The organism is Rhodococcus sp. MSC1_016, from assembly GCF_023667485.2.
Classification (GTDB): Bacteria; Actinomycetota; Actinomycetes; order Mycobacteriales; family Mycobacteriaceae; genus Rhodococcus_F; species Rhodococcus_F oxybenzonivorans.
On the sequence record NZ_JAMOZI020000001.1, the window covers coordinates 5,030,599 to 5,050,640 of the forward strand.

The 20,042-nt window shown below is 66.2% G+C and carries 25 protein-coding genes and 1 tRNA gene; 10 read left to right on the forward strand and 16 right to left on the reverse strand.

Going from position 1 to position 20,042, the window contains the following annotated elements:
* Position 1 precedes the first annotated feature (1 nt).
* Both L1080_RS23445 and L1080_RS23450 read left to right on the forward strand, forming a co-directional pair.
* Positions 2–793 carry a VOC family protein gene (locus tag L1080_RS23445; RefSeq protein ID WP_250765495.1) on the forward strand — a complete coding sequence of 264 codons (792 nt, stop codon included), beginning with the start codon at positions 2–4 and terminating at the stop codon, positions 791–793.
* A gap of 32 nt (positions 794–825) precedes the next feature.
* Positions 826–1,197, forward strand: a complete 372-nt coding sequence (locus L1080_RS23450; protein ID WP_250765497.1) for a TfoX/Sxy family protein — start codon at positions 826–828, stop codon at positions 1,195–1,197.
* A 60-nt stretch (positions 1,198–1,257) separates the two neighbouring features.
* On the opposite strand, the gene L1080_RS23455 is transcribed toward L1080_RS23450, so the two are convergent.
* Positions 1,258–1,344 (reverse strand) — tRNA-Ser (locus L1080_RS23455).
* Between the two features lie 42 nt (positions 1,345–1,386).
* Positions 1,387–1,869, reverse strand: a complete 483-nt coding sequence (locus L1080_RS23460; protein WP_109326123.1) for a MarR family winged helix-turn-helix transcriptional regulator — start codon at positions 1,867–1,869, stop codon at positions 1,387–1,389.
* A 122-nt stretch (positions 1,870–1,991) separates the two neighbouring features.
* Between L1080_RS23460 and L1080_RS23465 the strand changes: the two genes are divergently transcribed.
* A complete protein-coding gene (locus tag L1080_RS23465; protein WP_250765499.1) occupies positions 1,992–2,987 on the forward strand; it encodes an NAD(P)H-quinone oxidoreductase in 996 nt (331 codons plus the stop codon).
* Positions 2,988–3,072: 85 nt separating this feature from the next.
* Here L1080_RS23465 and L1080_RS23470 read toward each other — a convergent pair whose 3' ends face one another.
* The gene (locus L1080_RS23470; RefSeq protein WP_109326121.1) at positions 3,073–4,275 is read right to left on the reverse strand and encodes a cysteine desulfurase-like protein; all 1,203 of its coding nucleotides are present in this window, start codon (positions 4,273–4,275) and stop codon (positions 3,073–3,075) included.
* Positions 4,276–4,408: 133 nt separating this feature from the next.
* On the opposite strand from L1080_RS23470, the gene L1080_RS23475 reads away from it, so the two are divergent.
* From L1080_RS23475 to L1080_RS23500, 6 genes are all read left to right on the forward strand, one after another.
* Positions 4,409–4,990, forward strand: a complete 582-nt coding sequence (locus tag L1080_RS23475; protein WP_159918853.1) for a bacterial proteasome activator family protein — start codon at positions 4,409–4,411, stop codon at positions 4,988–4,990.
* 48 nt (positions 4,991–5,038) lie between these two features.
* The gene (wzm, locus tag L1080_RS23480) at positions 5,039–5,911 is read left to right on the forward strand and encodes a galactan export ABC transporter permease subunit Wzm/RfbD (protein WP_250765501.1); all 873 of its coding nucleotides are present in this window, start codon (positions 5,039–5,041) and stop codon (positions 5,909–5,911) included.
* A gap of 10 nt (positions 5,912–5,921) precedes the next feature.
* The gene (wzt, locus tag L1080_RS23485; protein ID WP_236603352.1) at positions 5,922–6,845 is read left to right on the forward strand and encodes a galactan export ABC transporter ATP-binding subunit Wzt/RfbE; all 924 of its coding nucleotides are present in this window, start codon (positions 5,922–5,924) and stop codon (positions 6,843–6,845) included.
* Positions 6,842–7,753, forward strand: coding sequence for a galactofuranosyltransferase GlfT1 (gene glfT1, locus L1080_RS23490; RefSeq protein ID WP_250765503.1), 912 nt, complete (start codon positions 6,842–6,844; stop codon positions 7,751–7,753). The genes wzt and glfT1 overlap by 4 nt, the downstream gene beginning before the upstream one ends.
* Positions 7,754–7,946: 193 nt before the next feature.
* Positions 7,947–8,981 (forward strand): ribosome small subunit-dependent GTPase A, encoded by a 1,035-nt coding sequence (gene rsgA / locus L1080_RS23495; RefSeq protein ID WP_250765505.1) that lies wholly within the window; start codon positions 7,947–7,949, stop codon positions 8,979–8,981.
* Between the two features lie 63 nt (positions 8,982–9,044).
* A complete protein-coding gene (locus L1080_RS23500; RefSeq protein WP_159918849.1) occupies positions 9,045–9,917 on the forward strand; it encodes a TylF/MycF/NovP-related O-methyltransferase in 873 nt (290 codons plus the stop codon).
* On the opposite strand, the gene L1080_RS23505 is transcribed toward L1080_RS23500, so the two are convergent.
* Together L1080_RS23505 and L1080_RS23510 are read right to left on the reverse strand one after the other, a co-directional pair.
* A complete protein-coding gene (locus L1080_RS23505) occupies positions 9,909–11,786 on the reverse strand; it encodes a glycosyltransferase (protein ID WP_250765507.1) in 1,878 nt (625 codons plus the stop codon). The genes L1080_RS23500 and L1080_RS23505 overlap by 9 nt on opposite strands.
* A gap of 81 nt (positions 11,787–11,867) precedes the next feature.
* Positions 11,868–12,473 (reverse strand): helix-turn-helix domain-containing protein, encoded by a 606-nt coding sequence (locus tag L1080_RS23510; protein WP_250765509.1) that lies wholly within the window; start codon positions 12,471–12,473, stop codon positions 11,868–11,870.
* Between the two features lie 92 nt (positions 12,474–12,565).
* Between L1080_RS23510 and L1080_RS23515 the strand changes: the two genes are divergently transcribed.
* Positions 12,566–13,522 carry an NAD(P)/FAD-dependent oxidoreductase gene (locus L1080_RS23515; protein ID WP_250765512.1) on the forward strand — a complete coding sequence of 319 codons (957 nt, stop codon included), beginning with the start codon at positions 12,566–12,568 and terminating at the stop codon, positions 13,520–13,522.
* 16 nt (positions 13,523–13,538) lie between these two features.
* Here the strand turns inward: L1080_RS23515 and L1080_RS23520 are convergent, their stop codons facing one another.
* The 11 genes from L1080_RS23520 to rfbB form a co-directional block, all read right to left on the reverse strand.
* The gene (locus L1080_RS23520; protein ID WP_250765515.1) at positions 13,539–13,892 is read right to left on the reverse strand and encodes a gas vesicle protein K; all 354 of its coding nucleotides are present in this window, start codon (positions 13,890–13,892) and stop codon (positions 13,539–13,541) included.
* The gene (locus tag L1080_RS23525) at positions 13,885–14,088 is read right to left on the reverse strand and encodes a gas vesicle protein (protein WP_159918846.1); all 204 of its coding nucleotides are present in this window, start codon (positions 14,086–14,088) and stop codon (positions 13,885–13,887) included. Before L1080_RS23525 ends, L1080_RS23520 begins: the two co-directional genes overlap by 8 nt.
* A complete protein-coding gene (locus L1080_RS23530; protein WP_159918845.1) occupies positions 14,085–14,873 on the reverse strand; it encodes a GvpL/GvpF family gas vesicle protein in 789 nt (262 codons plus the stop codon). The genes L1080_RS23525 and L1080_RS23530 overlap by 4 nt, the downstream gene beginning before the upstream one ends.
* Positions 14,860–15,261 carry a gas vesicle protein gene (locus L1080_RS23535; protein ID WP_159918844.1) on the reverse strand — a complete coding sequence of 134 codons (402 nt, stop codon included), beginning with the start codon at positions 15,259–15,261 and terminating at the stop codon, positions 14,860–14,862. Before L1080_RS23535 ends, L1080_RS23530 begins: the two co-directional genes overlap by 14 nt.
* Positions 15,258–15,548 carry a gas vesicle protein GvpO gene (locus L1080_RS23540; protein ID WP_159918843.1) on the reverse strand — a complete coding sequence of 97 codons (291 nt, stop codon included), beginning with the start codon at positions 15,546–15,548 and terminating at the stop codon, positions 15,258–15,260. The genes L1080_RS23535 and L1080_RS23540 overlap by 4 nt, the downstream gene beginning before the upstream one ends.
* 6 nt (positions 15,549–15,554) lie before the next feature.
* Complete coding sequence (locus L1080_RS23545) at positions 15,555–15,812, reverse strand: gas vesicle protein GvpG (RefSeq protein ID WP_250765518.1); 258 nt, start codon at positions 15,810–15,812, stop codon at positions 15,555–15,557.
* Between the two features lie 3 nt (positions 15,813–15,815).
* Positions 15,816–16,604 (reverse strand): GvpL/GvpF family gas vesicle protein, encoded by a 789-nt coding sequence (locus tag L1080_RS23550; RefSeq protein WP_159918841.1) that lies wholly within the window; start codon positions 16,602–16,604, stop codon positions 15,816–15,818.
* Positions 16,604–17,014: a gas vesicle protein GvpJ gene (gene gvpJ, locus L1080_RS23555; protein WP_159918840.1), complete on the reverse strand. Its 411-nt coding sequence runs from the start codon at positions 17,012–17,014 to the stop codon at positions 16,604–16,606. Before gvpJ ends, L1080_RS23550 begins: the two co-directional genes overlap by 1 nt.
* Positions 17,011–18,126 carry an SRPBCC family protein gene (locus L1080_RS23560; RefSeq protein ID WP_250765522.1) on the reverse strand — a complete coding sequence of 372 codons (1,116 nt, stop codon included), beginning with the start codon at positions 18,124–18,126 and terminating at the stop codon, positions 17,011–17,013. Before L1080_RS23560 ends, gvpJ begins: the two co-directional genes overlap by 4 nt.
* 4 nt (positions 18,127–18,130) lie before the next feature.
* Entirely contained in the window at positions 18,131–18,790 is a 660-nt protein-coding gene (locus L1080_RS23565; protein ID WP_250765525.1) for a hypothetical protein, read from the reverse strand.
* Between the two features lie 189 nt (positions 18,791–18,979).
* Positions 18,980–19,984 (reverse strand): dTDP-glucose 4,6-dehydratase, encoded by a 1,005-nt coding sequence (rfbB, locus tag L1080_RS23570; protein WP_250765527.1) that lies wholly within the window; start codon positions 19,982–19,984, stop codon positions 18,980–18,982.
* Between the last annotated feature and the right edge of the window lie 58 nt (positions 19,985–20,042).

Genomic DNA, 20,042 nt, shown 5'->3' on the forward strand with positions numbered 1-20,042 from the left:
CATGCCGATCAAAACGAAATACCCTCAAGGAACACCGAGCTGGGTAGATCTCCAGACCAGCGATCAGGACGCGGCCAAGAAGTTCTACGCGGAACTGCTCGGCTGGAAATACGACGACCGGCCGATGCCCGAAGGCCCCGTCTACTCGATGGCGACCGTGCGCGGTGAGAACGTCGCCGCCATTGCGCCACTACAACCCGACGCGGCCCAGGCCGGGGCGCCGGCGAATTGGAACACCTACATCGCAGTCGACGACGTCGACGAGACGGTCGCGAAGGTTGCCGGCGCCGGCGGCCAGGTTCTGATGCCGGCGTTCGACGTGGGGGAAGCCGGCCGCATGACCTTCGTCACCGACCCGACCGGGGCGAGCGTCGGGCTGTGGCAAGCGAAACAGCACATCGGTGCCGGCCTCGTCGGAGACCCGGGGGCCTGCCTCTGGAACGAACTGAACACCACCGACGTCGACACGGCGGTCCGCTTCTACAACAGCATCCTCGGGACCACCACCACACAGATGTCCATGGGACCCGACTACACCTACACCCTGTTCCAGGTCGGTGACGAGCAGGTCGGCGGCGCCGGTGCACCGCTCCATCCGAATACACCGAACCATTGGCGCGTGTATTTCGCAGTGGAGGACGTCGACGCCAGCGCCGCAAAAGTGGTCGAACTCGGCGGCGCGATCGTCGAAGAGGCCATGGACATTCCGACGGTCGGACGGATGGCCGGAGTCGCCGACCCCCAGGGCGCCGTCTTCAGCATCATGACCCCCGAAGAGCGCCCGGAACAGTAGATCCGGACGCTGCGAAAGGACTGTCCATGGAGATGCCGAAGCCAACCGAAGCGGACAAGGAATTCTTCCGGTCGCTGATTCCCGACCGACCCGGTGTCCGAGTGAAGCCGATGTTCGGCAACCTCGGCGCCTTCGTCAACGGCAACATGTTCGCGGGACTTCTCGGACCGAGCGTCGGGGTCCGGCTCCTCAGCGAGCAGGCGAACGACGAGCTGTCGTCTGCGGACGGCGTCGGCCCGTTCGGACCCGGAGAAAAGCCGATGCACGAATACCTCGCCCTGCCGGACCAGTGGCGCGACACCCCCGATCAGGCCAGGCGGTGGCTCGAACGCGCGCTCGCGGAGGTAGCGGAACTGCCGCCGAAGGCGCCCAAAGCCCGGAAGACTGCACGCCCCGGCGGGTAGAGGAATGAGAGGCGGCCCCGACCCGGCACGTGTGGTGCCGGGCCGGGGCCGCTTCATCGGCGGAAGCGGAGGGATTTGAACCCCCGGTGGGTTTAACGCCACGCTCGCTTTCAAGGCGAGTGCATTCGGCCGCTCTGCCACGCTTCCGTGCGCGATCCTATCGGTAACGGTGTCGACGATTGCAACCGGTCAGCGGTCGCCGATGGCTTTGTCTACCCGCTCGAACACCTCGGCGAGTACTTTGAGCTGCGATTTGGTGAGCTGGTCGACGAGGTTGCGCCGGACCCCGGCTACGTGGGTGGGTGCCGCCTCGGCCAGTCGCGCCCGACCCTCGTCTGTGATGACGGCGAGAACACCCCGGCCGTCCTCCAGGCAGGTGTCCCGGGTGACCATGCCTTGCGCCTCCATGCGCCGGATCTGATGCGTGAGCCGACTGCGCGAGGACAGCACCCCGTCGGCGAGATCGGACATCCGTAGCGATCCGTCGGGCGATTCGGACAGCAGCACGAGAATTCGGTAGTCGGCGAGCGACAGATCGTGCTTTTCCTGCAGATCCCTGTTGAGGACGTCCATGAGCCGCTGGTTGCCGTCCATATAGCCGCGCCATGCGCGCATCTCGGCCGGGGTCAACCAATTGGTCTCGACTTCGGCGTCGGAGGTTTCTGCTGTCACAGGTTCATATTCTAGTAGCGTGACGTTACTTTCCAGTAGCGTCGGGTCCCAATCCCTCGATGTGACAAGCGGGATCGCTCGCAGGGACCGTGCGTCGCCTCGATTCGCTAACGTCGTCCTTCATGTATGCGATCACGATCGATCAGCCGGGTGGTCCGGAAGTCATGCGATGGGCGGAGCAGCCCGATCCCGAACTGCTACCCGGCCACGTTCTCATCGATGTGGCGGCTACCGCCGTCAACCGCGCAGATCTCACCCAGCGCCAGGGGTTCTACCCGCCGCCGCCCGGTGCCAGCGACATTCTCGGCCTCGAATGTTCCGGCATCGTCGCTGAGGTCGGCGACGGCGTCTCGGAGTGGTCCGTCGGCGACCACGTGTGCGCCCTGCTCGCGGGCGGTGGTTACGCCGAACGGGTGGCCGTCCCCGCGACCCAGCTACTACCGGTGCCGAAGGGCGTCGATCTCCTCGTCGCCGCTTCCCTACCCGAGGTTGCCTGCACGGTGTGGTCGAACGTGGTGATGCGGGCCGGGTTGTCGCGCGGTGACGTCCTGCTGGTGCACGGCGGTGGCGGCGGCATCGGCACCCATGCCATCCAGGTGGGTGTCGCGTTGGGCGCGCGGGTGGCAGTCACTGCGGGATCCGAGGCAAAACTGGAACGCTGCCGCGAGCTGGGTGCCGACATCCTCGTCAACTACCGCGAAGCCGAGTTCGCCGAAGAAGTGAAGAAGGCGACGGACGGACACGGCGCCGATGTGATTCTCGACAACATGGGCGGCTCGTACCTCGGCCGCAACATCGACGCGCTGGCGTCGGACGGACGGCTCGTCATCATCGGCTTCCAGGGCGGACGCAAAGGCGAGCTCGATCTCACCCGACTGTTCGCGAAGCGCGGCAACATCACTGCCACCGGACTACGCGGCCGTCCAGAAAACGGGCGCGAGAGCAAGGCGGAAATCGTCGCCGACGTCCGAAACCGCCTGTGGCCACTGATCACCGAGGGCGCGATACAACCCGTGGTGTCGGCCGAACTGCCGATCACCGAGGCGCCGCGCGGCCACGAGCTGCTCGACTCGCCGGAGACCGTCGGCAAAGTGATTCTCACCATTCCGCGGCACTGACACCCTCGCGCCGCCTCCCGCTGACCGAGTACCCCATCGGGTCAGCGGCGGGGCGGACCGGGGCGGTGCAAGGGCAGGGCGTACGTCAGCCCAGCGAAGCGAGTTCGCCGACGAGCTGATCGATCTCGTACCGCGTGGTGTACGGGGCGAGGCCGATGGTGACCGCGCCGCCTTCGTCGTTGACGCCGAGGGCGTCGAGGAGTCGGGATCCACCGTGGACGCCGCTGACTGTGGCGATGCGTTTGTCGGCGAGGTGAGACGCCACCTTGTCGGCGGAGACTCCGGCGACGGTGAAGCTGAGAGTGGGTACCCGGCTGGGTGACCGGCCGATGACCATGATCTGCGGGAGTCTCTTGAGCGACGACATGAGGTGGTCGAAGAGGGTGTCCTGGTAGTTCTGCAACGAGCTGATGGACGTCTCGAGCTTTTCCCGGCGTGATCCCGTGGCGGATTCGTCGAGTCCGGCGAGAAAGTCGATCGAGGTGGTGAGCCCGGCGAGCAGGGCGAACTGGTGTCCCCCGACCTCGAGTCGTTCGACGCCGCGCGCATAGGGGTTGAGCGAGACGGCGGGAATGCGGTCGAGGAGGGTGGGGTCGCGGAAGACAAGGGCGCCGACCTGCGGCCCACCCCAGGAGGTGGCTCCGACAGCGACGACATCGGCTCCGAGTTCGTTGATGTCGACGTGGGCGTAGGGAGCGGCGCCGATGGCATCGACGACCATCAGGCCGCCCACCTCGTGGACGCGATCTGCGGCGACTCGGACGTCGGGCGCGGAGCCGACGATCGGGGATGCCGCAGTGAGGGCGACGAGCCGCGTTGTGGTGGTGATGAGGTCCTGGAACTGCCAGCTGGGGAGTTCGCAGGTCTCGATCTCGACCTCGGCCCAGCGCACCTGGGCGCCGTAGCGGCCGGCCACGCGGAGCCAGGGCGCCACGTTCGCTTCTTCGTCGAGACGGGAGAGAACCAGCCCGGTTCCGAGTCCGAGTCGTGTGCTCAACGACTCGGCCAGCCAGGCGAGCAGGACGGCGCGGTCGGGGCCGAGGACCACCCCGGCAGGATCACCACCGACCAGGTCGGCGACGGCGGCGCGGGCAGCGTCGAGCACTGCAGCGCTCCGCCGGCTGGACACGTGACGGCCGGTCGACGAGGAGGCGGACGCCCGGAACGCCGTCGAAACGGTGCGCGACACCGCGTCGGGGATCTGCATGCCGGCCTGAGGATCGAGATGGATCCAACCGTCGCCGAGTGACGGGATCAGTCCCCGTACGCGGGCAACGTCGTAAGCCATGCCCGACACTCTAAGACCCTGAGTCAATACGGTCGAAGCCAGCCGCCTCTTGTTGTGGTGTGCAACAAACCCTGAATGTGGAGAAATCGGACGCACCCGCGCATGCCCGAGCGCGAACAGACAAGATGGAGTCATGACGAACTCGGAGAATGAACACGTCCTCGTGATCGGCCCCGACGGTCAGCCTGTGGCCGTACCCGTCGAAGAGGCCGCGAAGCGATCCGCCGACGCCGACGCCGGCGCCGAAGACAACGCGAAACCGGAGTCGGTGGCCGACATGGTCGAGCAGCCTGCCAAGGTCATGCGGATCGGGACGATGATCAAGCAGCTCCTCGAGGAGGTGCGGGCGGCACCTCTCGACGACGCCAGCCGCACCCGGCTCAAAGACATCCACAAGTCGTCGATCAGCGAGCTCGAGCAGGGGCTCGCCCCCGAGTTGCGGGACGAGCTCGAGCGCCTCACGTTGCCCTTCACCGACGACACCGTCCCGTCGGACGCGGAGCTCCGCATTGCGCAGGCCCAGCTGGTCGGCTGGCTGGAGGGCTTGTTCCACGGAATCCAGACCGCGCTCTTCGCCCAGCAGATGGCCGCACGCTCGCAGCTGGAGATGATGCGTCAGGGCGCCCTCCCACCGGGCATCAGCATCGGCAACCCGCACCCGCCGCAGAACCACGGCGAGGGACACCAATCGAGCGGTACCGGCCAGTACCTGTAGCAACGGGCGGCGCAGCGTGGAAGTCGACTCCCGGTAGGCTCGGTGCCCGTGTCAGCATCCGCTATCGAATCCGAGGCCGCAGGCGTTCCGCACCCGGTGTCCGACTCGCAGACCTTCCGTCGTGCGTTCAAGGACCTCCGGGACGGCTTCGCTCAGCGAGAGCTGTGGCTGAGCCTCGGCTGGCAGGACATCAAGCAGCGGTACCGCCGGTCGGTGATCGGCCCGTTCTGGATCACGATCGCCACCGGCGTGCAGGCTGCGGCCATCGGAATTCTGTACGCCGCGCTCCTGGACATCCCGCTGCCGGAGTTCCTTCCGTACGTGACGGTGGGACTGATCGTCTGGAACCTGATCAGTGCCAGCATCCTCGAGGGCTCCGAGGTCTTCATCGCCAACGAGGGCCTGATCAAGCAGTTGCCGTCGGCACTGAGCGTGCACGTGTATCGGCTGGTGTGGCGACAGTTGCTGCTGTTCGCCCACAACCTGTTGATCTACGTGATCATGCTCGTGGCATTCGGCGTGTGGCGCGACTTGACGTGGACTTCGCTGGCCGCGATCCCGGCCCTGGCGCTGATCGTTCTCAACGCGGCGTGGGTGTCGATCATGTTCGGCATCTTCTCCACCCGATACCGGGACATCGCGCCGATTCTCTCCAGCCTGACGCTGCTGCTGTTCGTGCTGACCCCGATCATGTGGACCACCCAGAGCCTCGAGGCGCAGGGCGGTCAGGCCGCCGAGCGGGTCAAGCTCGCCGAACTGAACCCGTTGTTCCACTATCTCGACATCGTCCGGGCGCCGATGATCGGACAGGACCAGCAGGCGTACCACTGGTACATCGTGCTGGCCATCACCGTTGCCGGGTGGGCCGCCGCCATCCTCGCGCTTCGCAAGTACCGGGCCCGCGTGCCCTACTGGGTTTAGGGGTTCCGCTATGACAGAACATGTGAGTATCGAGACGCGGGATGCCTGTGTCGACTTCCCCATTTTCGACGCCAAGTCGCGGTCGCTGAAGAAAGCCTTCCTCGGCAAGGCCGGCGGCTCCATCGGCCGGAACAGTTCCGACGTGGTGGTGGTCGAGGCCCTGCGCGACATCACGTTGTCGCTGAAGGAGGGTGATCGGATCGGGCTGGTCGGTCACAACGGTGCCGGAAAGTCGACGCTGTTGCGACTGCTGTCGGGCATTTACGAGCCCACCAGGGGCAGCGCGAGCATCCGCGGCCGCGTGGCGCCGGTCTTCGACCTCGGTGTCGGCATGGACCCCGAGATCTCCGGCTACGAGAACATCATCATCCGCGGACTGTTCCTCGGTCAGACCCGTAAGCAGATGCTCGCGAAGATGGATGAGATCGCCGAGTTCACGGAGCTGGGCGAGTACCTGTCGATGCCGCTGCGCACCTACTCCACCGGGATGCGCGTGCGTGTCGCGATGGGCGTGGTGACCAGCATCGACCCCGAAATCCTTCTCCTCGACGAGGGTATCGGCGCCGTCGACGCGGAGTTCATGAAGAAGGCCCGCGTCCGGTTGCAGGCGCTCGTCGAACGGTCCGGGATTCTGGTGTTCGCCAGCCATTCCAACGAGTTCCTCGCCCAGCTCTGCGACACCGCGATGTGGATCGATCACGGCCGGATTCGCCAGCAGGGTGGCATCGAGGACGTCGTCCGGGCGTACGAGGGGGACGACGCGGCCGACCACGTCCGGCACGTGATCTACGAGCTCGAGCGGGAGAAGGCCGGCTTGACTGCTCCCTCGCGTTCGTACAAACGGGACGCTGGTAGCGCTGGACCGAGCGAACGTTCCGTTCCTACGGGGACAAGTGCGGGCACGAGCACCGGCACGGAGGCGGAGTCCGCGTGAGCGCTCCCGCCGAGCGGATCATCGGCGTCGTCGTCACGCACAAGCGCCGGGAACTGCTCGCGCAGTCGCTGAAGGTGCTGGCGTCGCAGACGCGGCCGCTCGACCATCTGGTGGTCGTCGACAATGCCGCCGAGGACGAGGTGCGAACCCTCGTCGAGTCTGCGGGTATACCGACCAGCTACCTGGGGTCGCGGCACAACCTCGGTGGTGCGGGAGGCTTCGCACTCGGCATCCTCTATGCGTTGTCGCTGGGCGCCGACTGGGTGTGGCTGGCCGACGACGACGGCCGCCCCGAGGGCGACAAGGTGCTCGAGACCCTGCTCGACTGCGCGACCCGGCACGGGCTGGCCGAAGTGTCGCCCGTCGTGTGTGACATCGACGACCCCGACCGCCTGGCGTTTCCGCTGAGACGCGGGGTGGAATGGCGGCGGCTTCGGTCGGAACTACACAAGGACGGTGACGACTCCGCCGATCTGCTGCCGGGCATCGCCTCCCTGTTCAACGGCGCGCTGTTCCGTGCGTCCACGATCGACGCGGTCGGGGTTCCCGATTTGCGCCTGTTCGTACGCGGCGACGAGGTGGAGGTGCATCGCCGGCTGGTGCGGTCCGGGCTGCCCTTCGGAACGTGCCTGCAGACGGCGTACGTGCACCCGAACGGCGCTGAGGAGTTCAAACCGATCCTCGGCGGCCGGATGCATACGCAGTACCCGGACAACGAGGTCAAGCGCTACTTCACCTACCGCAACCGGGGATACCTGCTGTCCCAGCCGGGAATGCGGAAGCTGGTTCCCCAGGAATGGGTGCGGTTCGGGTGGTACTTCCTCGTCACACGGCGTGACGTGCAGGGACTGCGCGAATGGATGCGACTGCGGAAGCTGGGACGCCGGGAGCGTTTCGAGCGGCCGTAAAATCGGTTGCCCGACGTTCTGTCGGGTGGGATCCTGATTCCCGAACGGTCCGGAAAGTGTCGTGAAGGAGTGAGTGTCCGATGATTGTCTCGTCGGTCGACGCCGCGTGCGTCCACACTCCCCCTTCCTTCGCCTGACCGAACCCTGATCGTGGTCCGGTCGGCACTTCACCGACCCGAGGATTCCACTCATCATGTTCAACCCTGGACAACTCCTGGCTTACGGCTGGAACGACACCCTTCCCTTCGACGACTACACGACCGGGGGTTCCGAGCCCGGGCGCGTGATCCGCGTCGACCGCGGACGTTGCGACGTCGCAACGTCTTCGGACATCATTCGTGCCGAGAACGGTGAGCATGCGCTCTGCACCGGCGACTGGGTCACTGTCCGTACGAGCGGTGACACCGTCGTTGTCGCCGACCTGCTCCCGCGGCGCAGCGCCATAGTCCGGTCCGCCGCCTCTGGCAGATCCGACGGCCACGTGCTCGCCGCGAACGTCGACACGGTGGTGATCGCCTCCGCTCTCGACACCGACCTCGATCTCGGCCGCATCGAACGACTGCTGGCACTGGCCTGGGAGAGCGGCGCGACGCCGGTGGTCGCTCTCACCAAAGCCGATGCTGCCGAGGATCTTTCCACCGCAGTCACCGCCGGGACTGCGGTCTCGCCCGGTTCGGCGGTGCTGGCGGTGAGCGCCGAGACCGGCGACGGCGTCGCTGCTCTGACCGCAATGATCGACGGCACCATCGCTCTGATCGGACCGTCCGGTGCGGGCAAGTCGACGCTCGCCAACGCGTTGCTCGGCGCGGATCTGCTCGCCACGGGCCGTGTTCGCGAGGGCGATCACAAGGGTAGGCACACCACCTCGCACCGGGAACTGCTGCCGCTTCCGCAGGGTGGCGCCCTGATCGATACGCCGGGCCTGCGCGGTGTCGGCATGTGGGACGCGGCGGACGGCATCGACAAGGCGTTCCCCGAGATCGACGACTGGGCCGCGCAGTGCCGGTTCCGGGATTGTTCACACGAGGCGGAGCCGGGTTGTGCGGTGCTGGCCGCGGTCGAGCGCGGCGATCTTCGCGAACGACGACTTGTGAGCTACCGCAAGTTGATTCGCGAGAACGGTCGGATCGCGTCACGGGCCGATGCCCGGCTACGCGCCGAGCGGGAACGGGAGTGGAAGATCATCGCCCGTGGGCATCGCCGGATGTATCGAACGCGCGGTCACTGACACCTGCCCAACTCGCATCCCGGTTCGGCCCTGAGCCGGGATGCGACCTGGCAGCATGGATACATGTTCGAGGGATTTCGGCGAAAGGCCAGACTCAAGCTTCAGCGCGCCGTGTATGAGGTGGTGGCCGAATCGGATCGGCGTTCTCGCGAGTTGCACGAGAACCAGCACGATCAGACGCTGGCCGAGCTGTCCGCCACCAATAAGGAACTCTCGCGCGTCCTGTCGGAACTGTCGGATGCCCGGATGGAGGTATCCGACGTTCAGCAAAGACTCGGCGAACTCGAACAGCAGGCTCGTCGCGACATCACGCAGGCCCTCGATGTCGGAGCCACCAACCAGTCGGCGGCGTTCGTGCTCGAGCACATGCCGAAAGCTCCCGTGTTCTGGAATCCCCACGACACGCTGCGGTACGGACTGTCCCAGGTGCAGATTCCCGGAATGGCGCTCGAGTTCGGTGTCGCGTCGGGAACCACCCTGCGGATCATCGTCGAACAGCTCAAGGATGCCCAGCACGAGGTTTTCGGCTTCGACGTGTTCTCGGGACTGCCGCAGACCTGGCGTACCGGTTTCCCAGCGGGCGAGTTCGCCCAGGAGAAGATGCCCCAGGTACGCGGCGCCCAGCTGGTCCCGGGACTCTTCGAGGACACGCTCGCCGATTTCCTCGACACACATCCGGATCCGGTGGCTTTCGTGCACCTCGACGCCGACCTGTATTCGTCGACCAAGACGGTGCTGGACCGGATCGGCCTCCGGCTTGTCGCCGGAACGGTGATCGTCTTCGACGAATTCTTCAACTATCCGGGTTGGCAGGAACACGAATACCGGGCGTGGAAGGAATTCGTCGACCGCACGGGAATCGGTTTCGAGTACCTCGGTTACACGGCCAACCACGAGCAGGTGGTCGTGCGCATCACCGAACCGATATCACGATGACGCCTGGTTCATCTGCTCGTAGAGCCGGGTCCAGTTTTCACGGCTGGTGAGGGTGGGCATCTCGGCACGGAACGCCTCCGCGACGGTCGGCGCCTCCGCGCGGAATCGTTTCATCACTCCGGCGAGGCGGCCACCCATCTCGGCAGCGAGCTCCCTGTCGTATTTGCGTTCGCGCACACCGGCTTGCGACGCGTCCGTGACATACACGTGGTCGAACCGTCCGACATGCCACCACCGCGCGTCCTCGTAGGAGATCGCGACGGGCCCACGCTCGAGGCGTCCACGAAGGTGGGCGGCCGCCCGTTTCGCGAGCACCAGATCGTCCCAGCCCTCCTTCGGAGGCGGATCGGCTCGACGGAACCGGACGTCCGCCGGCAACTCGGACACCGGTCTGGTGATGGTCTCCGGGAACCGGGTGCGCTCCTTGTTGATCATGGCGAGAGCTGCCTGCCCACCATCCGCGAGGGCATTCGGGCCTTCGAGGAAGCCCTCGATCGCCCGCAGCTGCGTGTGCGCAAGGCCGTATTGCAAGCTCACGATCGAATGACTGATTTCCCGGCTGAGCTGCTTGGCCAGGGATGTCGGCGCGAAGCCGGGGTCGAGGGCAGCGGTGATCAGCCCGTTGCGGGTACTGAAGTAATGCGCGAAGCCGTCGACATCTTTCCAATAGAAATCGGCGTGCCAGACTCCGGTCGACGGCAGTGTGATCGTCGGGATGCCCGCCCGGCCGGCCCGCAAGCTGTATTCGACGTCGTCCCACTGGAAGAAGACGGGCAGTGGCATCCCGATCTGCCGGACCACTTCGGCCGGGATGAGACACGACCACCAGCCGTTGTACTCGGCATCGATGCGGCGCTCGGGCAGCTTCTTCAGAACGTTGCTGTTCCGGACTCCGTATTTGTCGGTCGGTAGCCCGCGCCGCAGCGTCGTCAGATCGGCGCGTTCCCCGGACGCCAAGAGGTAGTTGGGGTTGTACAGGAACAGCATCTGGGCGCCGATCAGCGCCGGGTCGGTGGTCATGTTCGCGAAGGCGCTCAGTCGCAGCACGCTCTCCGGCTCACACAGAACGTCGTCGTCCATCAGAAGGACATCGGCATGGGGACCCGCGGCGGACGCCTCGTAGAGTCCCCGACTGAACCCGCCCGCGCCACCGAGGTTGGCCTGGCGGAGGTAGTGCAACCGGTCGCCGAACTTCGGGGCGACCTGCTGGAACAGTTCGCGGGTCTCCACCGGATCGGTGCCCTGGTCGACGACGTACACCGCGTCGAGGGAAGAGAGCACCCGCTCGTCGGACGCGAGAGCGGCCACGGTGTTGGCGCAGTCGTCGGCCCGGTTGAAGGTACAGATCGCAATGGCCACCGGCCGGACGGTCTCGGGCGAGGCCACCGTCCATTCGATGTCGGCAACGGTGACGCCGCCCTCGAGCGCATCGAACTGCAGCCACAAGGCGCCGCCGTCGGCGAACTTGTCGAGTTTCGCGGTGAGGGTGACGGTGCCGGAGCCGGTGATCACCTCGGCGGCGATGATGCGTCGGTGCCCGCCGATGTCGGAGGCCAGGAGCTGCGCCCGGCAGTGGTCTACGGCGTCGATCCGCGCTGTGGCCGTGACCTCGGCCGCAGTGGTCCATCGCTGCCAGTAGCTGGCCGGGAACCGGCCGAAGAAGGTGTTGGTGTGGACGGTGGCGCCGGCGTGCAGATGCAGTGCGAATCGGGTGCGGGTCGACCCGCCGCGCTTGACCACTGCGTACAGGTCGTCGTTGACGATCGGTGAGGTGCCCGTGAACGGTCCTCGCTGCGCGACGAGTCGATCGGACACCGCCCGGTGCTCGGTCAGCTCGACGTCGGAAACGGAAGCGTTCGCTGTATCCACCCGGGCAGGGTATCGCGATCGAGACCTTCGCCGCGGCTCAGCCCGCCTTTCCTGCTGGGGTGGTGCGCGCGGTCGTGCCGGTCAGAGCGCCGCATCACCTGCGGGCCGGGCCCGGACGTGGGCCCGCTCCCCCTGCGGCCCGAAAAGGCTCAGGATTTCGACCGGCTCGGGGCCAGGGTTGCCGAACCAGTGCGGTACATGCGTGTCGAACTCGGCCACCTCGCCCGCGGTGAGGATCACGTCGTGTTCTCCGAGCAGTAGGCGAAGCCGCCCGGAGAGGACGTAGAGCCATTCGTATCCCTCGTGGACTTGCAACTGCGGTTCGCTCGGCGACGGCTCCCGCGCCGGGATGACATGCTTGAACGCCTGGATTCCGCCCGGTCTGCGGGTGAGGGGAATGATCTTCGTGCCGAAACGCTCGATCGGCCGCAGGTGGACCCGCGGGTCACCGGTGGCGGGCGCGTCGACGAGTTCGTCGAGTGGAAGCTGGTGCGCTCGGGCGAGGAGCAGCATCAGCTCGAGTGTGGGTTTGCGCTGACCGGACTCGAGGCGGGACAGGGTGCTCACCGAGATGCCGGTGGCGTCCGACAGCTGCGCCAACGTTGCGCCGCGCTGCTGACGGAGTGCCTTCAGTCGTGGACCGACGGCGTCGAGGACACCGCCGAGGTCGGGAATGTCGTCGCCCATACCCTCATCTTGCCATCCCGGCAAAAGAGTTTGTCAGTGCTGCACGGAGTGCTGGACAGTTCGATTACGAAGCCCGAACGAAGGAGGACGCAGTGAAGGACAAATACGACGTAGTGATCGTCGGTGGTGGCGCAGCAGGACTGAGTGGTGCGCTGGCCCTGTCCCGGGCGCGGCGGTCGGTGCTGGTGATCGATGCCGGCGCCCCGCGCAACGCCCCGGCGGGGCACATCCACAATTACCTGGGCCGCGAGAGCACTCCCCCGGCCGAATTGCTCGGCATCGGCCGCGGCGAGGTCGTTTCCTACGGAGGCGAGGTGGTGACCGGCACCGTCACCTCCGCCGAGACCGCCGAGGACGACGGCTTCCGGGTCACCCTTGCCGACGGACGTTCGGTCTCGGCCCGGCGACTGCTGGTGACCACGGGGTTGGTGGACGAGCTGCCCGACATTTCCGGCGTGTCCGAACGTTGGGGCCGCGATGTGCTCCACTGCCCGTACTGCCACGGGTGGGAGGTGCGGGACCAGCCGATCGGCATTCTGGCGAGCAGCCCCTTCTCGATTCACCAGGCACTGATGTGGCGGCAATGGACCGACAAGGTGACGCTGTTCCTCAACGACGCGATCGAGCCAACCGGTGAGGAGTACGAGCAACTCGCCGCCCGGGACATCTCCGTGGTCGACGGAAAGCTGTCGGGCCTCACGGTGGCCGAGGACCGCCTCACCGGTGTCCGGTTGCATTCCGGTGAGGAATTCGCCTGCGCCGCAGTGGTGGTCGCGCCTGTCTTCACCGCGCGCGCCGACGTACTGACCACACTCGGGCTGGAGCCCGTGGAGCAGCAGATGGGCGGACACGTGGTGGGCACCTATATCGCCTCGGATGCCATGGGCGCCACGGCCATTCCGGGCGTGTGGGTCGCGGGAAACGTGGCGGACCTCAAGGGACAGGTAATCGCTTCCGCTGCAGCGGGACTCAACGCTGCGGCGGCCCTCAATGCCGATCTGATCGCGGAGGACACCCGCCTCGCCGTCGCAGCGAGAGCCGGGCGGTAGCCGGACGGGCGTCCCGTCACTCGTGGGACAGCAGCGGTCCCAGCGGCCCGAGATCGATGTTGAGGTCTTCGGGCGTCAAGCCGAAGTGCTCGCGCAGTTCGGCCATCCGCTCCTCGAGGAGCATCAGCGTCGTGCCGATCCGCTCGATCTGCTCGTCGCTCAGGTCACCGTTGTCCACCCGGCGCAGTGCCTGGCGTTCCATCAGCTGACGGAGCAGTTCCACGAGAGTGAGCACCAGGGTGACGAGGCCGCGTTCGACCGACTCCGGGTCGGCGTCGATACGCTGCGGCAAGACCCGACGCCCCTCGCCCGTCAGCGCGTCGAGCTCGGCAGGCGGCGTGGTGTCGCTTCCAGGTGGGGTGTCACTCATCGCCGGCTTCCTGCACTTCCGGCACCAGGGCACTCACCGAGGCGATCAGCGTGCGCAGCGAGATGCGGACCATGTCGACGTCGGCGAGCGACAGCGTGATCTCACCGGTGATCACCACCCCACCGCCGAGCACTCGATCGAGGAGGTCGACTAGGGCGATCTGCCGCGTGTCGTCGGCAGGAACCATCTCGCTCATGGGTTCACCTGCTCGATGGTGGCGAAGGAGTACGGCGGCCACGGGCCGGTGAGCTCCAGGGTGATACCCGGATGTTCGGCGTCGAGTCGGGTGACGAGGGCACCGAAGTCCTGCGCCCGCTCGTCGTCGACGAGGTAGGTGCCGTTGAAGATCATCCACGCACGCTTCCCGGTCAGCGCCGGATCGGTGACCCGCTGTCGCCGGCCGTCGACAGCCTTCTCGACGAGCGCGGCATGGATTTTCGCGGCATGCTCGGCAGCCTGCCGTTCGACGTTCTGCCGCGCGGCCAGTTCCGCACGCCGGCGCAGCAGATACGCCGTTCCCTTGCCGGCGGCGCCCTGCGCAACGCGCTCCTCCGTCGCCGCCTGAGCCAGCACGTCGGCGTCCCCGTACGCCTTGACGCCCCACTCGCTGCGACCGGTCACTCGCTCGAGTGCGGCAGCGAATTCCTCCCGCCGATCAGCGAGCAGGCCACGAACCCGGTCGTCGTCGAGATACAGGGTTGCCAGTCGCAGCGGAACGGTGGGACCGCAACGCAACACCGCGGCCACCACGCGGTCGTGTGCCCTTGCCGTGGCCGCCAGCCAATCGAGGTCCTCGAGATTCCGTTGCAGGGAGTCCTCCCCGAACTCGCTGAGACTGACCGACCCCACCACCGCGACCAGCCCCTCCGAGGCGACCGCCCGCACCGGTTCACCGGCCACGCCCGTGACGCCCGCCAGTTGGGCATCACCGACGCCGTCGAAAGTGATGCCGTAGAGCCAAACCCCGTCACTGCGCGTCATCGTCGGTGTCCTGACGTTGCCCCTCCACCTCGATCGACTCGGCACCTCCCAATGCGGGCGACACCGAACGGTCGGACTCGAGTTCGGCGATCCGTTCACGCAGCCGAGCGTTCTCGATCTCGATGCTGCTCTTCGAGCCCGTCAGCCAGGGATCGTGTTCCCACCAGTCGATGCCCACCTCCTTCGCCGTTTCCAGCGACGCGATGACCAACCGCACCTTGATGGTCAGCAGTTCGATATCGAGGAGATTCACCTGAATGTCGCCGGCGATCACCAAACCCTTGTCGAGGACCCGCTCGAGGATGTCGCCCAGGTTCGTCGATTGATGGCCGCCGCCGAGGCCGCCGCCCTGCGACATGGGCCCCGACCCACCCCCCGCGACGGTCATGAGGCTGCGCCCCCGTTATCGGTGCTGCCCCGCATGTAGCGCCGAGTCCGGCGGTAGGACAACAGTTGTCCGTCAAGATCCAACACCACCTCGTACAGCGCGAGCATGTCCGCGGACGACGGAATGCGCCGGTCTTCGACCACCTCGACCTCGACGGTCCACCCGTCGTCGCTGGGCATGACGGAGGTGGCACCGAGAGGCTGTTTCCCGGTCAGCTTCGTGATATCCCGCAGAGCGACCTGGGCGATCTCGGGCGCCGGCAACGGTGGCGGCTGATCCTCGGTCATGATCGGTCACTCCTCCTGCGGGTTCTCCGGGCGGGTTGCGGCTCCGGAGGTCATTCGATCGAGGATCGCCTGCTGTGCGTGTTCTTCTTCCTCGGCTGTGATGTCGCCACGTTCCCGGGCTTCCTCCAACTCTTCGAGTTCGCGGCGGGCCGTCGCCGGGTTGTGCATCTCCTGTTCGACCTGACGTTGAATCACCTCGGCCAGCGAGATCACGCCCCGCACCGGCGCCAGTGGCAGAGTGAACACGAACGACAGCAGGCCCATCGCTCAGCCTTCCGGTGTCTGCGTCACCACGAAGTCGTACGGTGCGAGCGGGCCGAGCACGCGCATCTCGACCCGGCCTTCCCACTGTTTGGCGAGTTCTCCGACGGCCTCTTCCAATTCACCCTGCCTCTCGACTTCGACGAGCACCGCCACTTGCGCGGCATCTTCCTCGTGCGTCGGTTCCCGGACGTTGACCGAATCGGCCAGCGGCGTGAGTGCGTCCACCACGGTGCGGGTGTCCTGCTCCCGTTTGGCCGCGATGGAGTTGTTGACGATTTCACCCAGAGCCATCCGGGCGTCACGGGTGGCGTCCTCCGGCTGATTACGGATGGTGTCGCGGAGGTCGCTGGCCTGCTGGTTCTCGCTGATCACCTCACGAAGGATCGCCTTCTCGACATACCGTCCCTTCACGACGTACTGCGCCTTGCCCTCGAGCTCCTGCAGCGCCGCCGCGAACTCGTCCGCGTGCTCGCCGAGCAGTTCCTCCTTCACTGCGTCGGCGTCCGTCAGGACCGCGCCGAACCTCAGCGGAAGTACCGGCGCCACACGAGAAGTGCCGTCGAGGATATGTGCGTGCACTCGCAGATCTTCCGGTTTGCCGAGCGGCCGATCCACCGACACCTCGCTGACGAGCGCCGCGATATCCCCCTGCTTCACGACATCGACCTTCGCATCGCACATACCGACGGCATCTGCTTCCGGCTCCACGTCTGCCGGGACGATGCCGTACACGTAGACACCTTTCGTGCCTTCCCGTTCCGGCGCGTCAGTAGTCTGATCCGAAGTAGTCATCACCGGTCTCCCCGACTCGATTTTCGCGTCACTCGCTCCGGTTGTTCCTGTTCACCTCCGAGGAGATCACCGAGTTTCTCGCCGGCGGCCTCGAGAGCGCCGCGGGTCTTCGACTTGGCGCCTCCCTCCGTGACGTCCTGGACGAGGTCCGGCAGGCCTTTCGGCTCGTTGTCACCGATCTCGAGCCGATTGACCGCCTCGGCGAACCGCAAATAGGTGTCGACGCTCGCGACCACGACACGTGCGTCGATGGTCAGCAACTCGATGCCGACCAATGACACACGGACGTAGGCATCGATCACGAGGCCCTTGTCGAGGATGGTGTCGACGACGTCGGCGAGGCTGCTCGAACTGGGTCCACCGCCCACTCCACCGCCGCCGCCACCGGCCGGTTGGATCGCCGTGGTCATCGGGTCGCTCCTTGCTTCTTACCGACCGGGGCTGTCGAGCGCCTGCGGGCTCGCCGCTTCGGCGGCGGCGCCTCCTCTTCCTCGGGCTCCGGTTCGGGTTCTTCTTCGACTTCGTCCTGCTCGGTGTCGCCCGCGTCCGCCTCTTCCGGTTCCGGCTCGTCCGGTTCAGATTCTTCCGCCTCGAGCTCGTCCTCGTCGAAGTCGAACTCGTCGGCTTCCGCCTCGTCTCGCCCTGTGTCGTCCGGTTCCTCTTCCTCGGATTCCTCCGGCTCGACCACCTGGCTGTCGCGGATCTCTCCGGGCCAGCCCTCGACTTCATCCGGGTGCAGCACCGTCTGGGTCATGACGTGACGCCGGAAGTGTTTGAGTTCCAATCGCACTCGCCGACCCTGTGCACGCCAGATGTTCCCGGTCTTCTCGAACAGACCCTTGGGATGGTATTCGAGAACGACGAGGATGCGGGTGAGGTCCGGCGTCAGCTCGTGGAAGGTCACGGCACCGTCGATGTAACCCTTGGCGCCCTTCGAGCGCCAGATGATGCGCTCAGCGGGGACCTGTTCGATGATGGTCGATTCCCACGTCCGCCGCGACCAGAAGACTTTCGCCTTCCACTCGAGCTTCTCGTCCGATACCTGCTCCACTTGTTCGAGCTTCTTCATGAACTGCGGGAAGTCGGTGAACCGAGTCCACTGGTCGTAGGCGAGCTGCACCGGAACACCGACATCGATTTCTTCGATGATGTTGGTGAGTTTGAGCTTTTTGCCTTTCCCGCCGCCACCGCCACCACCCGTGAGCGCTTCCTTCAGGTCGGACGCCTTGTCCTTGACGAACTGTGTGGCGCCAGAGGCAGCGGACTTGACCGGGGATTCACCCCCGGCCAGTTTCTCGGAGCCGGTGACTGCCGCGAGGAGCCCGCCACCGCCGCCTTCGGCGTACTCATTGAGCCGCCCGGAGGTGGACAGCACCTTGCTCGACACGGACGTCAGCGCCCGTTCCGCCATAGTGCCGACCAGCTTCTGCACCGCATCCTGCAGTGGGGACGACAAAGAGGCGCCTTTCTTCCCGCCGGACGACGCCGTGTCCTTCACCTTGTCAGTCAGATTCGTAGTCATCGATTTACCTCCGCCCGCGGCGAACCGGCGCCGCATCGGTGGGGGCCTGGGCCCTCGTCTTACGACGGCGCGGCGCAGGCTCGTCGCCCTCATCGGCGGCCGACTCGGAACGAGACTCGCCGTTTCGAGAGCCGGCTCCACTTGTCGCCCGGCGACGTGCGGTCGGACGGCGGACGGCGGGCTCGGGCTCGGGCTTCGGCTCGTCCTGCTCGTCCTCGATCTCAGCTTCCTCGTCGGCGTACTCGTCCTCGAGCTCCGCGTCGACGGTCGCTGCATCGACGTCGTTCTTCCGGGAACGCCGCCCCCTCTTGCGAACGACATCCCCCACACCGGCAACGTCCGCGACGCCGCCCACGGTGTCGGTGACACCCTGACCGCTCGATTGCAGGCGGCTGTTCAGCGAATCGATCCGCTGACTGGCCGCCGTGACCGCCGCAGCCCTCGCGGCGTTGAGCAGTTCCCCTCGCACCGATTCCCCGATTTTGGCGACTTCCGGGGAGCTGGCGAGCATCTTGGTGCCGCGTTCGAGCAGAACTCGCGGCCCTCCCGGAAAGCGTCCGGTCGCGCCCGCGGCTGCGAGCATCAATGCCATCTTCATCTTGTGTGTGCGGCCGAGCATGTAGCCCGCGCCGACGGCCAATGCAACCTGACCTTTTGCCTTCATCGTCGACCCCTTAGTCCACGTAGCCACACGCACCTCGACGCCAGCTTCGGCAATTGTGTGTCGGAGGGCCGTGCGCGTTAGGGGTGCGCCCTTCGGGTCTACCCCACTTGCTGGACGCTCAATCACCAGAGGTGGGAATCTTCGGCGGTGTTCCCCGGGATCCGCCCGTGCGGAGGTCGCAACGAAGGATCAGCCGATCACAGACTCCGTAGCCGCGTACGCCTTCTCGGCGAATACCTTCTGCGCCCGCCACCACGGTTCGTTGTCGCGGTACCAGCGCACGGTGGCTTCGAGTCCGCCGCGGAAATCGGCGTATTGAGGTGTCCACCCCAGCTCGGTGCGGAGCCGCGTCGAGTCGATGGCGTAGCGGAGGTCGTGCCCGGGGCGGTCGGTGACGAAGTCGAGGTCGTCGATATCGCGGCCGAACAGCTCGAGCAGTGTTTCGACGACGGTCCGGTTGTCTAGTTCACCGTCCGCACCGATCAGGTACGTCTGGCCGATGCTGCCCTTCTCGAGGATCGTCCACACAGCCGAGTTGTGGTCGTCTACGTGAATCCAGTCGCGCACGTTGCGGCCGCTGCCGTACAGACGCGGGCGAGCCCCGTCGATGAGGTTGGTGATCTGCCGCGGAATGAACTTCTCGACGTGCTGGTACGGGCCGTAATTGTTCGAGCAGTTCGAGAGCGTGGCCCGCACGCCGAACGATCGTGTCCAGGCCCGCACCAGCATGTCGCTCGACGCCTTCGTGGCGGAGTACGGGCTGGACGGGTTGTAGGCCGTCGATTCGGTGAACCGCTGTGGGTCGTCGAGCTCGAGGTCGCCGTATACCTCGTCCGTGGATATGTGGTGATAGCGGACGTCGTGGGCACGCACCGCCTCGAGCAGGCTGAACGTCCCCATCACGTTGGTGTGCAGGAACGGCGTGGGGTCGGCCAGCGAGTTGTCGTTGTGTGATTCGGCCGCGAAATGGACCACCGCGTCCGACGCCGCGACCAGGCTGTTCACCAGCGCACCGTCGGCGATGTCACCGTGGACGAATTCGATCCGATCGGCGACCGGGTCGAGTGAGCGTCGGTTGCCGGCGTACGTCAGGGCGTCGAGCACGGTCACCTGCACGTCGGGCCGCTCGGCCACCGTCAGATGTACGAAATTGGCGCCGATGAACCCCGCCCCGCCGGTCACGAGAAGCCTCATGGGCACCAAGGGTAGCGGCGACGCCGAGTTTTCATCCGCGGCGAACACTGGAACACTG

What these genes read in the sequence shown, in the direction of transcription:
- L1080_RS23450 (WP_250765497.1), top strand. Translation starts at nt 826, where the DNA reads ATGCCGAAGCCAACCGAAGCGGACAAGGAATTCTTCCGGTCGCTGATT.
- L1080_RS23525 (WP_159918846.1), bottom strand. Translation starts at nt 14,088, where the DNA reads ATGAGCGAGATGGTTCCTGCCGACGACACGCGGCAGATCGCCCTAGTC.
- L1080_RS23545 (WP_250765518.1), bottom strand. Translation starts at nt 15,812, where the DNA reads ATGGGCCTGCTGTCGTTCGTGTTCACTCTGCCACTGGCGCCGGTGCGG.
- L1080_RS23535 (WP_159918844.1), bottom strand. Translation starts at nt 15,261, where the DNA reads ATGACCGTCGCGGGGGGTGGGTCGGGGCCCATGTCGCAGGGCGGCGGC.
- L1080_RS23475 (WP_159918853.1), top strand. Translation starts at nt 4,409, where the DNA reads ATGACGAACTCGGAGAATGAACACGTCCTCGTGATCGGCCCCGACGGT.
- L1080_RS23470 (WP_109326121.1), bottom strand. Translation starts at nt 4,275, where the DNA reads ATGGCTTACGACGTTGCCCGCGTACGGGGACTGATCCCGTCACTCGGC.
- L1080_RS23520 (WP_250765515.1), bottom strand. Translation starts at nt 13,892, where the DNA reads ATGAGTGACACCCCACCTGGAAGCGACACCACGCCGCCTGCCGAGCTC.
- L1080_RS23465 (WP_250765499.1), top strand. Translation starts at nt 1,992, where the DNA reads ATGTATGCGATCACGATCGATCAGCCGGGTGGTCCGGAAGTCATGCGA.
- L1080_RS23500 (WP_159918849.1), top strand. Translation starts at nt 9,045, where the DNA reads ATGTTCGAGGGATTTCGGCGAAAGGCCAGACTCAAGCTTCAGCGCGCC.
- L1080_RS23550 (WP_159918841.1), bottom strand. Translation starts at nt 16,604, where the DNA reads ATGACTACTTCGGATCAGACTACTGACGCGCCGGAACGGGAAGGCACG.
- L1080_RS23540 (WP_159918843.1), bottom strand. Translation starts at nt 15,548, where the DNA reads ATGACCGAGGATCAGCCGCCACCGTTGCCGGCGCCCGAGATCGCCCAG.
- L1080_RS23530 (WP_159918845.1), bottom strand. Translation starts at nt 14,873, where the DNA reads ATGACGCGCAGTGACGGGGTTTGGCTCTACGGCATCACTTTCGACGGC.
- rsgA (WP_250765505.1), top strand. Translation starts at nt 7,947, where the DNA reads ATGTTCAACCCTGGACAACTCCTGGCTTACGGCTGGAACGACACCCTT.
- L1080_RS23445 (WP_250765495.1), top strand. Translation starts at nt 2, where the DNA reads ATGCCGATCAAAACGAAATACCCTCAAGGAACACCGAGCTGGGTAGAT.
- rfbB (WP_250765527.1), bottom strand. Translation starts at nt 19,984, where the DNA reads ATGAGGCTTCTCGTGACCGGCGGGGCGGGGTTCATCGGCGCCAATTTC.
- L1080_RS23510 (WP_250765509.1), bottom strand. Translation starts at nt 12,473, where the DNA reads ATGGGCGACGACATTCCCGACCTCGGCGGTGTCCTCGACGCCGTCGGT.
- gvpJ (WP_159918840.1), bottom strand. Translation starts at nt 17,014, where the DNA reads ATGACCACGGCGATCCAACCGGCCGGTGGCGGCGGCGGTGGAGTGGGC.
- wzt (WP_236603352.1), top strand. Translation starts at nt 5,922, where the DNA reads ATGACAGAACATGTGAGTATCGAGACGCGGGATGCCTGTGTCGACTTC.
- L1080_RS23560 (WP_250765522.1), bottom strand. Translation starts at nt 18,126, where the DNA reads ATGACTACGAATCTGACTGACAAGGTGAAGGACACGGCGTCGTCCGGC.
- L1080_RS23565 (WP_250765525.1), bottom strand. Translation starts at nt 18,790, where the DNA reads ATGAAGGCAAAAGGTCAGGTTGCATTGGCCGTCGGCGCGGGCTACATG.